This window comes from Acinetobacter sp. YH01021 (assembly GCF_013420255.1).
GTDB lineage: Bacteria > Pseudomonadota > Gammaproteobacteria > Pseudomonadales > Moraxellaceae > Acinetobacter.
Window position 1 is genome coordinate 125261 of record NZ_VOYO01000002.1, and the last position, 13863, is coordinate 139123.

9 protein-coding genes, 8 tRNA genes and 1 pseudogene are annotated in these 13863 nt (G+C 44.9%); 5 read left to right on the top strand and 13 right to left on the bottom strand.

Going from position 1 to position 13863, the window contains the following annotated elements; genetic code table 11:
- Positions 1 to 35 precede the first annotated feature (35 nt).
- The gene (gene gltS, locus FTT86_RS02405) at positions 36 to 1274 is read right to left on the bottom strand and encodes a sodium/glutamate symporter (RefSeq protein ID WP_180180474.1); all 1239 of its coding nucleotides are present in this window, start codon (positions 1272 to 1274) and stop codon (positions 36 to 38) included.
- A 902-nt stretch (positions 1275 to 2176) separates the two neighbouring features.
- Between gltS and FTT86_RS02410 the strand changes: the two genes are divergently transcribed.
- Positions 2177 to 2884, top strand: coding sequence for a nitroreductase (locus FTT86_RS02410; protein WP_005104039.1), 708 nt, complete (start codon positions 2177 to 2179; stop codon positions 2882 to 2884).
- Positions 2885 to 2960: 76 nt separating this feature from the next.
- Here FTT86_RS02410 and FTT86_RS02415 read toward each other — a convergent pair whose 3' ends face one another.
- Positions 2961 to 4178, bottom strand: coding sequence for a multidrug effflux MFS transporter (locus FTT86_RS02415; protein WP_180180475.1), 1218 nt, complete (start codon positions 4176 to 4178; stop codon positions 2961 to 2963).
- Positions 4179 to 4316: 138 nt separating this feature from the next.
- On the opposite strand from FTT86_RS02415, the gene yccS reads away from it, so the two are divergent.
- The 4 genes from yccS to FTT86_RS02435 all read left to right on the top strand — a co-directional run bounded on the left by yccS (position 4317) and on the right by FTT86_RS02435 (position 10830).
- Positions 4317 to 6491: a YccS family putative transporter gene (yccS, locus tag FTT86_RS02420; RefSeq protein ID WP_180180476.1), complete on the top strand. Its 2175-nt coding sequence runs from the start codon at positions 4317 to 4319 to the stop codon at positions 6489 to 6491.
- An 85-nt stretch (positions 6492 to 6576) separates the two neighbouring features.
- A complete protein-coding gene (locus FTT86_RS02425) occupies positions 6577 to 7137 on the top strand; it encodes a YcxB family protein (protein WP_004280696.1) in 561 nt (186 codons plus the stop codon).
- Between the two features lie 169 nt (positions 7138 to 7306).
- A complete protein-coding gene (locus FTT86_RS02430) occupies positions 7307 to 9937 on the top strand; it encodes a sulfite reductase flavoprotein subunit alpha (RefSeq protein WP_180180477.1) in 2631 nt (876 codons plus the stop codon).
- 98 nt (positions 9938 to 10035) lie between these two features.
- Positions 10036 to 10830 carry a YdcF family protein gene (locus tag FTT86_RS02435; protein WP_180180478.1) on the top strand — a complete coding sequence of 265 codons (795 nt, stop codon included), beginning with the start codon at positions 10036 to 10038 and terminating at the stop codon, positions 10828 to 10830.
- A 25-nt stretch (positions 10831 to 10855) separates the two neighbouring features.
- Here FTT86_RS02435 and FTT86_RS02440 read toward each other — a convergent pair whose 3' ends face one another.
- The 11 genes and pseudogenes from FTT86_RS02440 to FTT86_RS02490 form a co-directional block, all read right to left on the bottom strand.
- The gene (locus FTT86_RS02440; protein WP_004645832.1) at positions 10856 to 11317 is read right to left on the bottom strand and encodes a DUF2750 domain-containing protein; all 462 of its coding nucleotides are present in this window, start codon (positions 11315 to 11317) and stop codon (positions 10856 to 10858) included.
- A 72-nt stretch (positions 11318 to 11389) separates the two neighbouring features.
- Positions 11390 to 11465 (bottom strand) — tRNA-Val (locus tag FTT86_RS02445).
- Positions 11466 to 11570: 105 nt separating this feature from the next.
- Positions 11571 to 11647 (bottom strand) — tRNA-Asp (locus FTT86_RS02450).
- A 12-nt stretch (positions 11648 to 11659) separates the two neighbouring features.
- A tRNA-Val gene (locus FTT86_RS02455) sits at positions 11660 to 11735 on the bottom strand.
- Between the two features lie 69 nt (positions 11736 to 11804).
- A tRNA-Asp gene (locus tag FTT86_RS02460) sits at positions 11805 to 11881 on the bottom strand.
- A gap of 14 nt (positions 11882 to 11895) precedes the next feature.
- Positions 11896 to 11971, bottom strand: a tRNA-Val gene (locus FTT86_RS02465).
- A 21-nt stretch (positions 11972 to 11992) separates the two neighbouring features.
- Positions 11993 to 12069 (bottom strand) — tRNA-Asp (locus FTT86_RS02470).
- A 48-nt stretch (positions 12070 to 12117) separates the two neighbouring features.
- A tRNA-Asp gene (locus FTT86_RS02475) sits at positions 12118 to 12194 on the bottom strand.
- Between the two features lie 28 nt (positions 12195 to 12222).
- Positions 12223 to 12298 (bottom strand) — tRNA-Val (locus tag FTT86_RS02480).
- A gap of 493 nt (positions 12299 to 12791) precedes the next feature.
- Entirely contained in the window at positions 12792 to 13325 is a 534-nt protein-coding gene (elsL, locus tag FTT86_RS02485; RefSeq protein ID WP_004731981.1) for a cell wall-recycling L,D-carboxypeptidase ElsL, read from the bottom strand.
- Between the two features lie 125 nt (positions 13326 to 13450).
- Positions 13451 to 13804, bottom strand: a pseudogene (locus FTT86_RS02490) (YbaN family protein); the annotation flags it as partial.
- Positions 13805 to 13863: the final 59 nt, after the last annotated feature.

Here is a 13863-nt window from a genome sequence, read left to right on the forward strand (position 1 = left end):
TATGAGCCTATGACTCATCGTATCAGGCATAAAAATTATGCAAAAAACTTCAAAATCATCTGAATAACAGTAGCATTGATTAAGTCAACAAAGAACGCACCACATAATGGAACAATCAGGAAGGCCTTATGCGATGCACCATACATATTGGTAATCGCCTGCATATTGGCAACCGCTGTTGGCGTTGCACCCATACCGAAACCACAATGACCTGCTGCAAGTACTGCAGCATCATAGTTTTTGCCCATGAGGCGGAAAGTGACGAAAGCTGCATACAAAGCCATGGTGATGGTTTGCGCACCCAGAATTACCATCAGGGGTCCTGCAAGGTCAGCCAATTGCCATAATTTCAATGATAACAATGCCATCGCCAAGTACAGCGACAATGAAGCATTACCGAACACATCAATCGCACGATCGAAAATCTGAACCTTGAAAACACCTTCCAGTACATTACGCAGAATGACACCACCCGCCAATGCCCAGACAAATGTTGGCAGTTCAAACGCAGTACCTTTACTGAAACCGGTCATAAACTCTGCAAAAGCCAAACAGCCTGCGAACAGGCCCAAGGTCGTGATTGCATTATCAGCGGTAATTAAACGCACCTGATGCGGATATTCAAACGGTACATATTCGTTGGTCGTGCTATCCATTGGTGTATTGTCACGCTTTTCGATCTGCTGATCGGTACGTGCAGTAGCCAGGTTATGACGATTGATCAGTAATTTGGCCAAAGGTCCACCAATGATCCCGCCGATGATCAGACCGAAAGTCGCACTGGCCATACCCAGTGCCAAAGCACCCTGAATGCCATGTTCAACTTCAAAAATCTCCCCCCATGCACCCGCAGTACCATGACCGCCGGTTAAGGTAACTGAACCTGCAATCAGGCCAATCAGTGGGTCAATACCAAGCAGTGTTGCCAGACTCATACCGACTGTATTTTGCAAAACAATAAAAATCGATATAGCAAACAGGAAAATTACCAGACCGACACCGCCTTCACGCAACTTGGAAAAGTTGGCACTCAGACCGATCGAGGCAAAGAAGATCAGCATAAAACTGGTTTGTAGCTCTGAACTGGTGGTGATGCTGTATCCCCACAGTGAATGCACCAGTAATGAGATAATCGCAGCAACCAAACCGCCTGCAACCGGCTCAGGAATATTGTAGCGCTTTAAAAAATCGATTTTATTAACCAGGAATCGGCCGAGTAACAAAACAATGACTGCGGCAATCAAGGTATAAAATGCGTTAAAAGTAAAATCCATAATTTTTTGCCCAAGATGATTTTGAATTTTTTATTTTTCTAAAAGTTATGGAGTGCGCTAGATTTCTAGCTCGCTCATTAGATGTTCATCTGGAAATATCCTGATTTGATCTATCACCTTTAGAAAAACAAACCGATTTATCATCTCTTTCAAACTTATGAATATCATCATCACGATCATATTCAACAAATGAGAGATTTATAAAAGCAACACCTTTTCTATTCCGATACTCAGTCTGTTGTAAAATTGCAGACAATTTTCAAACAGATGCGCATGCTGGTAAAAAAACTGTGTTTTAAGCTCAAAAAAAACATTCAGTGCTTGATGAGTGCTTTCAACCTAAAGACTTCATTCAAGCCATCTGGAATCGCGTTATTTAAAACAGATCTTAATCACGAAATGCATGAATTAAGATGAAAAGTCGTACATTATGCTGTTTCTTCGTATCAGGTTTTATTTCTTTTTATTAGCAATAGTTAATTTACCTATAAAAAATAATTATAAATTCTCATTTTTATATGAAGATTAATCTATATTTTAATTCAAAAAAAATATTAATCTTTTACTCGACACAAAATGAAACAGGGATCTTGAAATTAAATTATCTTGATTTTCAGTCAAAATAAACCAGTTCTCTGTGTGAAATTGTTATTGTTGAATGGTTCAAGCACTTGGGTTTTAAGCCATTTTTTAAATCAAAGACCAACTTTATGACTAAATCCATTGCTATCACTGAGGCGATTTATGCTCAGCTAAAAGCATGCGAAATTTCATTATTCAAGTCATTTTGCTGATAAATTGTTTTTTCAGCTGGCGAAGAATTAAATTTTCCTATCCCCCGTTCTGTTTGTTTAGTTTATAGTCATTGCAAACTCAATAAGGATATTCGACTGGACCCCATAATGGATCAAAATCTTGTTCATGCTGTAGATCACACCATCACTTCTCGCCATTCAGTGCGTGCTTTTTTAAATACCCCCGTTAGTACAGACACCTTAAAAGAGATTCTGGCGGTGGCCAGCCGCGCACCTTCAGGAACCAATACCCAACCCTGGAAGGTGTATGTGGTAACAGGTAAAAAGCGTGATGAACTCGTGCAACGTGTCTGTCAGGCACAAATGCAAATCTATGCAAATCCTGCATTGTCACAGCAGTATCAGGAAACTTTCGCCTACTATCCTGAACAATGGATCTCGCCATTTATTGAACGTCGTCGTGAAAATGGCTGGGGTTTATATGGCTTGCTGAATATTCAAAAAGGCGAAAAGGAAAAAATGGCGCGTCAGCAGCTGCGTAATTTTGAATTATTTGATGCCCCTGTCGGCTTATTTTTTACTGTACATCGGTCTTTGGCGATTGGGTCCAAAATGGATGTTTCCATGATGATCCAGAATGTTATGCTGGCAGCAAAAGCCCGCGGTCTGGACACTTGCCCGCAGGCAGCCTGGAATCACTTTCACCCGATCGTGCTTGATCTGGTCGGCGCACCCGATGATGAAGAGCTGGTCTGCGGTATGGCACTGGGTTATGCCGACCCAGAGCAAATTATTAACAGCTTTATTACCCCGCGCGTTCCCGTAGAAGAATTTGCCGTGTTTATCGATGAGTGATGCAAGCAGGGCTAAGCCAACTTGCTTAGCCCTCTGTCCAGACCAGTATTTTTATTATCTGAGAGGCAGCCAGCATCTATGCATTTTTTAGGCTGGGCATGTTGATTTTAAAAATCGCCCAAGCAGAAATACCGACAAAAACCAGCATGATCAATGCCATATTCAGTAAAGCATGCCAGATCAGAAAATTCAGTAATACACCGCCCAATAAACCACAGACAAATTGCATACTGCCCATAATGGCACTTGCAGTTCCTGCCCGCTCGCCCTGTTTAGCCATTGCTAAAGCCATGGTATTCGGACCAGTAAACCCAAGGGCTGCCACCACAATAAACATGCCTAACAACACCCAGAGCACAGCATCGACATCCAGACAGCCGAGCAAGATTAACCCTAATACACCGGCAAACTGCAGACAGGTGCCAATTTTCAGACGCTGCAATATCGAGAAACGCCCAGCCAGACGTTTATTCAAGGTCGAAAACAGCATGATCCCGAAGGCATTGGCACCAAAGGCATACGCAAACTGCTGCTCGGTCAGTTGATAACGATCCATCAGAATGGCCGAAGAAGCGCTGATATAACAGAACATCACCGCACCGGAAAAACAGCCGGCATAGAGCGGACGTCGAAAGCTTGGATCCTGAAAAATGCACCGGTACAAACTTATAACCTGTTGAAAGTTCAGCTTGAGACGGCGTTCTAGCTCCAGGGTTTCTTTAAAAAGAAAGTGTAAACAGGCCAGACTCAACAGACCGCAGCCCATCAACACCAAGAAGATCACGTTCCATTCATAAAACATCAATACCCAGGCCCCCAGGCTTGGAGCGATGATTGGTGCAATCGCAGTCACAATCATCATGCTGGCAAAGGCCTGAGCTGCTGAATGCATATCCAGGCGATCACGAATTGCAGCACGTGCCATGACCACCCCGACACAGCCACCTAAGGCTTGCAGAATCCGTGCAGCGATCAGACTCCATTCATCCTGCGCAAAGACACATAGTAAACTTGCCACAATGTATAAACAAAGCCCAAAATACAGTGGTGGTTTACGCCCAATCCGGTCACTGATCGGACCATAAATCAGTTGCCCGATCGCCAGACCAAAGAAATAAGCCGGCAAGCTATTGGAAACCATTTGGGTACTGACACCAAAATCTGCTGCCATGGCCGGTAAGGCCGAAAGATACATATCGATGGATAAAGGCCCGAGTGCACTTAGGGTCGCCAGCAAAACTATCCAGGACATGGCATAAGGTTGTTGTACTATTTTATTCGATGTCATAAGCATGAAGATTTAAAGCGCTAATATGCAGACAAATTAACACAGTGCATAGTATGATTTAGCCTGAAATGAAGATTTATAAATATACTATTTTCATTAGCCTATTCAGATTCAGCTCTAAGACTGCAGTATAAAGGACGACCTTTGAAATCTTGGCTCACTCGTCTCAAGCAAACCACCTATAATACGACCTTGATGTATAACCTGCGCATGATGACGGCATTTGCAGGTACCGCCTTTGTTCCCTATTTTATGGGACAACAATTGATGACGATCCCATTGACTTTAGGGGTGGTCGCAGCCGGTTTAAGCGATATTGATGACCGCTTTTCGGTGCGGATTTTAAATCTGCTCTACACCTACATTGGCTTCTTTATTACGGCAGTAGGCGTATATCTGCTTTTTCCTTATCCCTTGCTGTTTGCCTTGGCCTTAATTGTGTCCTGTATTGCCCTGATTTTGCTGGGTTCACTAGGGCGACGCTATGCCACGATTTCCTACGGCTGTCTGGTGATTTCCGTTTATTCCATGCTCGGGGTGGAGCTGTTTGATGAATGGTATAAACAGGCTGGTTTATTGGTCATCGGCGCGATGTGGTACGGTCTGCTGTCGACCATCAGTTTCCTGATTTTCCCTGCCCGGTTGGCGCAAGACAAGCTTGCCATTTCCTATTCTGCGCTCGGTAACTTTTTATATGCTAAGTCCAATCTGTTTGATGTGGACATGACGCCGAAAAGCTATCAGCAGAGCATGATTGAACTCTCGCTTGAAAACGGCAAACTGATTGCGATTTTTAATGAAATGAAAACGGCTCTCCTGACCCGCCTGAAAGGCGACCGTGGGCAAAAAGACACCCGTCGCAGCCTGCAATATTATTTTGTCGCGCAGGATATTCATGAACGTGCCGATTCAGCGCATATTGATTATCAGAAACTGGCCAAGATTTTCCAGCATAGCGATATCCTGTTCCGCTTCCAGCGCATTATGTCAATTCAGGGCAAAGCCTGTGTGGACCTGAGTGAAAGTTTGCTAATGCGCAAACCCTATGTGCATAACCAGCGCTTTAAGCATGCCTTTGACAACCTGAGACAGTCTCTGGATAAGCTACGTCAGGAGCAGCAGTATGATCAGGTCTGGATCAGTGCCCTGTTTGCGCTGTTTCAAAACCTGAAATCGATTGATGCCCAGTTACGCAACCTGGAAACCGAGCAAAATATCAAGTCCGAGCGTTTCAAACATATCGAAAACCAGCTCAGAGATGATGACCTGAAAGGCTGGGATGATATCAAGATTCGAATTAAGCAGCATCTGACCCCAGAATCGGTGCTATTCCGGCATGCCATTCGCCTGTCGATTGTACTGCTGATCAGCTATATCTTCGTACAGGTCAGCAATATTGAATATGGTTACTGGATTTTATTGACTGCACTCTTTGTCAGCCAGCCCAACTTTAACGCCACCAAACGCCGTTTACGTCTGCGTATTGTCGGTACGTTGGTCGGGATTATTCTCGGTTATGCCATTTTATATTTTGTGCCATCCATCGAAGGACAATTATTACTTCTGGTATTGAGCGGGATTCTGTTCTTTGAATTACGCAGTAAACAGTATGCACAGGCCACAGCCTTTATTACGATTTTAGCGCTGATCAACTTCAATCTGGATGGTATGGGCTATGCCGCGGCCATCCCGCGTATGATCGACACCTTGATTGGCTGTGCCATTGCCTGGTTCGGCGTCAGCTTTATTTTTCCAGACTGGAAGTTCCGGCGTTTGCCTCGAAGTATCAAACGCAGCTTGCAAGCAGAAGCGGATTATTTGAGCGAAGTGATCGAGCAGTATAAGTCAGGACGTAATAACGGCCTGAAATATCGGATTGTGCGCCGTGCTGCTCATAATACCGATGCCGAGGTAGCCTCACTGATTTCCACACTGGCCACTGAACCGGATATTGATCCGGTACAAAAATCACTAGCCTTTGAGTTCCTGTGTCTGAATCATACTTTTATCAGTTATATTGCCGCACTGGGCGCACACCGGGAAAAAATTGAAGATCAGGACATTCTGAATTTACTAGACAAAGCACTTGAGAACATTCGTGGTGCATTGCTAAGAGATGAAATGCCCGATTTAAGTGCGCAAAATATGATTGCCCATATTCGCCAGCGCCTGGCTCAAGATCAGGAGCAAGATCAGAAATCCCTGATCATTTTGCAGCAACTGTCTTTAATGTTCAGCATTTTAAAGCAGTTGAGCCAACTGAAACAAAGTTTGAGTCATGAGCGTGATGAACAGGCAACTGAATTAGGTTCATTATAATTTGGCTGATTTTGGAACAATATACTCACTGAATTGGTACAATTAGTGCTAAACTTTTTACAGTTTAAAATCTGCTAATTTCACTATGACCGCGAAAAATTTATACGCTTATACCCTACAGCCTGTGAACTATGAAATTTCAGAAGCCGAGCAGCGTCATGCTCAGCTGGTGATCTGGCGTAGTACCAATAAAATTGGCATGAAAGCATGGCTGATCATGGGTGCTGTTGTTGCACTTTCTATTCTGGGCATTCTGCTCCTGAAGAACTATTCTACCGTGTTCTGCTGGGTGGCCATTGTCTGTGTGGTGTTGTATTACCTGATCCGTACCTTTGGTCTGGAATGGTATGTTAAACGCAAGATGAATGAATTTCCGGTACAGGAAATCAAAGGTGTTCGCCTGGGCGTGCAACCGCATGGTATCGTGATGCGCCAGAAAATGGGCATGCAGGAAGGTGTTGGCGCGATTAGCTGGAAAGACATCTATGAATGGTACAACACACCAGAATTCATGTTGGTCAATTTCAAAGTAAAAGGCCAGCAAGGCGCCTATATCCTGCCGAAACGTCTGGACAGCAAAAACTTCTCTTTCGCTACGATTCGCAAGCATCTGGAAGCAGAAGTCGGCGCAGCAAAACAAATCTAAACTGTTCTTTCTTCAGTGAAAAACCTCCTGCCCCGGCATGGAGGTTTTTTTAATCTCAAAATAATAAATGATAATGAGAATAAATATTATCCTCAACACCTATAATTCGGGCTCAAACTTCAGTTATAATTTTGCCACTTTTATAGATCTCACCCTTAATCTGACGACCATGTTTAAAAAGACATTTTTCCAAATCCACTGGTTTCTGGGGATTACAGCAGGTTTAATCCTCTCGATAATGGGGGTCACTGGCGCAATCTATTCCTATGAACAACAAATATTAAAATGGATGAATAGCGACAGTTATACGGTTCAGGTTCAGCAACGTGACAAACTCACGCCTGCCGAGCTGTATCAGCACTTTAACCGTACTGCGCCTGACATGAAGATCAACAGTATTACCGTGGCACAAGATCCGAGTGCTTCGAGTACTGTGAATGTTGCCAAAGAAGGCGCACGGCGTGGTCAGAACATCATGATCAACCCGTATACTGCGGAAGTCTTGCCAGAGATTAAGGGTCGGGAATTTTTCCAGTTTGTTCAGCAACTGCATCGTAATTTGACGGTTGGTCCGGTGGGTAAGCAGATTACCGGTGCCTGTACCCTGATGCTGATCTTTTTTGTCTTGTCAGGTCTGTACCTGCGCTGGCCGAAACGTCATTCGATCAAGCAATGGTTCTTTGTAAAACCTCAACTGAAAGGCCGTAATTTTATCTGGGATCTGCACGCTGTTGTGGGAACCTGGGTGGTGATTTTCTACCTGATTCTGGCCTGTACCGGTCTGTACTGGTCTTATGACTGGTGGCGCAACGGCATGTTTAAGGTGCTGGGTGTAGAGCGTCCGCAACCGGAAATGCAGGCCAATGCCGGCAATAACCGTGGTGAAGGACGTCCAAGCGGTGAACGAGGTCTACGTGCCGAAGGTGAAGCACGAGGCGAAGGCCGCCAAGGTGGCGAACGCGGTGCTCGTGGTGAAGGCCGCGAAGGTCTCAGCCCTGAAGCCACTGTCCGTGCATTGGACCATAGCTGGATTGGCTTTAACACTGAATTTTCAGATAAGTATTCTACTGTAACCTTTAACCTTCCGAAAAAATCTGATGGTGAAATGCAACTGAGCTTCGTCGATCCAGTCGCTCAGCATGAACGTGCACGAAACAGTGCCACTTATAATTATCAGACAGCTAAATTTACCGAAGTTGAGCTGTATGAAGATAAAAAGCTCAATGAAAAAATTATGAGCAGCATGTTACCGGTGCATCGTGGTAGCTTCTTCGGCCCGATCTACCAGTTCTTTACCATGGTCGCAGCCTTGTTGATGCCGTTGTTCTTTGTGACCGGCTGGATGCTCTATCTGAAACGTCGCAAACAGAAACGCTTAACGCTGGCAGCACGTCAGGGTGCGACTTTAGTAAACCTAGATGAAAATTCCAAACCGTGGCTCATCGCGTATGCGTCACAAACAGGGGTTTCTGAGCAGCTGGCTTGGCGTACAGCAACTGCCCTGCAGGAAGCGCGTCAACCGGTAACCGTCAAGCCGGTACAACAGCTGACGCTTGCCGATTTACAGCAAACTGAACAGGTATTATTTGTTGCCAGTACCTATGGCACGGGCGAAGCACCGGATCTGGCTTCTTCTTTTGAGAAAAAAATCCTGTCTGCTCAAGCTGATCTCAGTCATTTAAGTTATGCTGTATTGGCCTTAGGTTCTCAGGAATATCCAGACAGCTATTGCAGTTTTGGTCACCGTATTGATCAGTGGTTAAAACAGAATGGTGCCCAGCAGCTATTCAATACAATTGAAGTCGACAATGCCAATAACGAGCATATCCAGCAATGGAATACTGCACTGGCACAAGTCACTCGACTTGAGCTACAAGCGATGAGTATCGATAAGACCTTTGATCACTGGAGTTTGAGTAAACGTGAAGTCCTCAATCCGGGTAGTCTGGGTGCGCCTGCCTTCAATATCGAACTGACCCCTGAGCATGAAGCCGTCTGGCAAGCAGGTGATATTGCCGAGATTCAGCCAGGAAATAGCCCAGAACGTATTCATGCATTTATGCAAAAGCACCAGATAGCAGCGGGTACACAAGTACCTTCTATGCAACAGAATATTGAACAGGCACTCTGGGATCGTGATCTGACTCAGGCTGAACCTTTTGATTCTCTGGACCAGCTCCTCACGCAATTACCGGTTTTGGCAACACGTGAATACTCCATTGCCAGTATTCCAAGCCAGCAGGTTTTACGTCTGGTGGTACGTCAGCAAACCGATGCTAGTGGTAATCTGGGATTGGGTTCAGGCTGGCTGACCCAGCATGCGGCTCTCAATGCGCCCATTGCACTGCGTATTCGCAGCAATGAATCTTTCCACCTGATTGATGACAACCGCCCGATTATCTGTATTGGTAATGGTACCGGCATTGCCGGACTATTAAGTCTGCTCAGTGCGCGTAACCGTCAGGACTATAGCCAGAACTGGCTGATCTTCGGTGAACGTCAGCGTGAACACGACTTCTTCTTTGAAGAAACCATTCAGGCCTGGCTGCAAATGGGAACCCTGAAACGTCTCGATCTTGCATTCTCGCGCGACCAGCAGGAAAAAGTTTATGTACACCATAAACTGCGTGAACAGGCTGAAGAACTAAAAGCTTGGATTGCTCAAGGTGCAGTGATTTATGTCTGTGGTAGCATCAATGGCATGGCCAGCGATGTGGATCAGGCCCTGATTGAGATTCTCGGTGAAACGATGTTAGATCAATTACGTCTGGATGGACGTTATCGCCGTGATGTATATTAAGATAACCTGATATGCTAAAAACCGGGCTCAATGGCCCGGTTTTTATTGAAGATGCAAAAGCAATAATAAGAATATGAATAAGAAAAAAGGAACCCTGGATGCTCAATCAACTTAAACGAAGTCTTAGCCTGATCTCTGGCTTGATTCTATGTCTCAATAGCGTCTGGTTACTGAGCCAAGGTCAGAGGCATTTTGCTATTGCCCTGTCGATCTTCATTGGGGTGGCACTCATCCTGTACGCCTTATTTTTTTCATCTATTCAGCGCTGGAAACAGAATTCCCGATTCAGAACCTTGTTCTGGAACAGTCTCTGGGGCGGATTTTTATTCTGGATCATCAGTGTCGCGGCTTTCTTTGTTTATATCCAGATGTCAATCAACCCGAATATTCCGGCACGACCTGCTGCAGCGATTTTAGTATTAGGCAGTGGCATTAATCAGGGTCAGCCCTCACCCATCTTAAAAAATCGTCTGGATACCGCAGCAAAATATGCAGAACGATATCCAAATACTTTAATCATTATGACCGGTGGACGAAATTTCCGGGAGAGACAGAGCGAAGCTGAAGTCATGCAAAGTTATATCTACACGAACTATCCGCAGCTCAAAAACCCCATTAGCTTAGAAGATCAAAGCAGAAGTACCCAACAGAACCTGCAATATTCTCAGGCAATCCTAAAACAGCAACATATTGATCGAAATGAGCCCATTGCGATTGTCACTAGCGATTTTCATAGCCCTCGTGCCCGTGCCATTGCCAGACATCAGGGTTATCAACAAGTCATCAGCCTGAGTGCCAGCACACCCCAGAATGTTCGCTATAATTCCTGGTTACGCGAATATTTTGCTTTGATAAGTGGCTGGCTACTGAATGAATATTCATTGTTCCAATAAACAAGCTGTTTTAAAAACAATAAATTTAATTTAAACGGATCTGCCTAGGCAAAGGCATATCCGGATTTTTAAACAGTTCCGGCTTTTGTACATAGATCTGATACAGATAATTTTTAATATCAAGTAATAATTTTTCCGGTGCCACCAGAATATTCTGCCCTTCCGGGGTCAGGTCAAGCGAAACAATGGTACTTTCCTGACGTAAAAAGGGAATGACTTTCTCTACAAAATCCTTGAGACCAATTTCCTGAATCTCGTAATTTTCCCAATTGTCTTTAATCAACAGTCGAGCCAGACCTTTACTTTGCCAACAGGCAAATGCGCGTTGTCCGGTCGGCGTGGCACATAAGGCCCACCCATCCTGATAGAGTGCAAAAATGCCAGCATTAGCAACAATGGCTTCAATATATTGCTTATAAAGCTGTTGAGGATCGAAAGCAGTTTTTTGGGATTTGGTCGCGGCTTTGCGCTGATAGGGATTTCTCATGGTCGTGAAATCTTAATATTATTATAATACAATCAGATTCTAAGGAATAAATAGAGTTGAAGCAAGAAGATATGGTGGGCGCTGACGGGATCGAACCGCCGACATTCTGCTTGTAAGGCAGACGCTCTACCAACTGAGCTAAGCGCCCTGAGAAAACAACAACGTTGTTTTAAATGACGCAAGACCAACAAGGAATGTAGTCTTGGTATCTTGAAAACTCAGATCTCAGGAATCCAAGCTTTTCATCTTAAGATGGCGCAGCGGACGGGGCTCGAACCCGCGACCCCCGGCGTGACAGGCCGGTATTCTAACCAACTGAACTACCGCTGCATCGTAAGAATCTGGTGGGCGCTGACGGGATCGAACCGCCGACATTCTGCTTGTAAGGCAGACGCTCTACCAACTGAGCTAAGCGCCCTGATAAAGAGTGTCAATCTTTAGTTTATTAAATTCAGGCTCAGGGACCTCAATTTAATTTCTTTTGAAATGGCGCAGCGGACGGGGCTCGAACCCGCGACCCCCGGCGTGACAGGCCGGTATTCTAACCAACTGAACTACCGCTGCATCGCAAAAGAATCTGGTGGGCGCTGACGGGATCGAACCGCCGACATTCTGCTTGTAAGGCAGACGCTCTACCAACTGAGCTAAGCGCCCTCAAAAGGTCTATCGTATAAATGGCGCAGCGGACGGGGCTCGAACCCGCGACCCTCGGCGTGACAGGCCGATATTCTAACCAACTGAACTACCGCTGCATTTACACAATGTCGCTATTGTGGCAAACGAAAATCAAGATCTTAAAGTGGCGCAGCGGACGGGGCTCGAACCCGCGACCCCCGGCGTGACAGGCCGGTATTCTAACCAACTGAACTACCGCTGCAACTATAAGGCCTCAACATGAAAGAGCTTGGTGGGCGCTGACGGGATCGAACCGCCGACATTCTGCTTGTAAGGCAGACGCTCTACCAACTGAGCTAAGCGCCCTTTCTAAACGTCTATCATCGTTTGATGGGTGCATTATAGAGAATCTGCACAGCCTGTCAAACGCTTTTCGGAATGTTTTCCACTTTTTAGGTGTGAGTGATTAAAAAATAGGTTGTTTGTTAAAAAAAACAACACTTTTTGTTTATTTTTTAAGTCTCTACCGAAATTTTTTAATTTTCAAAATGAAAATTGAAGCGAAATTTTGTGTTTTACCCTGCGAAGTTTCAGTCTAACCACACGACATATTCCAATTCTGATTAAGGATTATACAAAGCTTTAAAATACTCGACGTTGTGTTCATGTAATCTTTCAACTGTCATTTATTTTTATTCAGAAAATTCCAGTAAATCTAAACTTCAAATAATCATTTAACCCATTCCATGCGATAAAAATACCATCTGGATCAGATTAATCAATCTTTTCTGCTGTCTCCACCAAGCAGATTCAGTCCATAAAAACAAAACCATTTTCACATAATCTTAAAATCTAACTTTTATTCGCTTTTCGAAACATTCAGCCTGCCCAGATCTAATGCCTGTTCTGAAATATAGACCAGTGCATCTTCACTGATCAGGTCAAATAATTCAGCGACCTCCGGATTACGCATACGGATACAGCCGTGCGACAGCGGCTCTCCCATCTTTTCGGTTTCTGGGGTGCCATGAATATAGATATAACGCTGATAGGTATCGCAGCCCTCGCCTTGATTAAAACCCGCTTCAAGGCCACTCAGCCATAAAATGCGCGTCAGGATCCAGTCCCGCTGCGGGAATTCTGCCGCCAATTGGGGATTATAAATTTCACCCGTCGCCTGACGTGCGACAAATACACTATTTAAGGGAGCATTCTGACCAAACTTTTCAGCAATCTTGTGCCAGCCACGAGGAGTCTTGCCACTATTTTCAGTTTCACCAATGCCATTTTTGCCACTGGAAATCAGATATTGCTTGTTTAGACGGGGCAGATACAGTTTTTGTTGGGCAAGATCAATCAGGATATCGGCTTGATCCAGATGCAAGGTATTCATGACTTGTTATTCTCAGACTCTATTTTATTTGGCTTTATAGGGTTTAACTGATTATCTTCAGATGGCGCTGTTGGTAGATCTGTCTTTTCTGGGTCAACTGTATTTTGCTGAATAAGGATCTGATTCGGTTCAGGGCGTCGCCATAACCAGATCGCGACGATCAGCATCGTAATATTGGTAAAGGCTTTTACGGCCAAGGGTGCAGTAGTAAACAGCATGATGATCCCGCTGATCAGCATCATGATACTGGCCAGCCATTTGGCCTTACGCGGTACAGTACCGTGGGCACGCCAATCTCTTAAGGTCGGACCATATTTGGGATGATTCAATAACCAGTCATCCATTTGCGGCCAGCCTTTGGATGCCGCCCAGGCCGCCAGAATCAAAAAGACCGTTGTTGGCATACCCGGCAGGATTGCACCGATAAAGCCCAGGATCACAAACAGCACCACCAGACTTCGCCAAAACAACACTTTCATACATCAACCCTAGCCGCAGAATTCAGGTAGTATAAAGCGTTTTCCGATACTGTCCGTTG

Bases quoted from the DNA above. Each gene is read 5' to 3' on its own strand.
- gltS (WP_180180474.1), bottom strand. From the start codon at position 1,274: ATGGATTTTACTTTTAACGCATTTTATACCTTGATTGCCGCAGTCATT.
- FTT86_RS02435 (WP_180180478.1), top strand. From the start codon at position 10,036: ATGCTCAATCAACTTAAACGAAGTCTTAGCCTGATCTCTGGCTTGATT.
- FTT86_RS02415 (WP_180180475.1), bottom strand. From the start codon at position 4,178: ATGCTTATGACATCGAATAAAATAGTACAACAACCTTATGCCATGTCC.
- FTT86_RS02440 (WP_004645832.1), bottom strand. From the start codon at position 11,317: ATGAGAAATCCCTATCAGCGCAAAGCCGCGACCAAATCCCAAAAAACT.
- FTT86_RS02410 (WP_005104039.1), top strand. From the start codon at position 2,177: ATGGATCAAAATCTTGTTCATGCTGTAGATCACACCATCACTTCTCGC.
- FTT86_RS02425 (WP_004280696.1), top strand. From the start codon at position 6,577: ATGACCGCGAAAAATTTATACGCTTATACCCTACAGCCTGTGAACTAT.
- FTT86_RS02430 (WP_180180477.1), top strand. From the start codon at position 7,307: ATGTTTAAAAAGACATTTTTCCAAATCCACTGGTTTCTGGGGATTACA.
- elsL (WP_004731981.1), bottom strand. From the start codon at position 13,325: ATGAATACCTTGCATCTGGATCAAGCCGATATCCTGATTGATCTTGCC.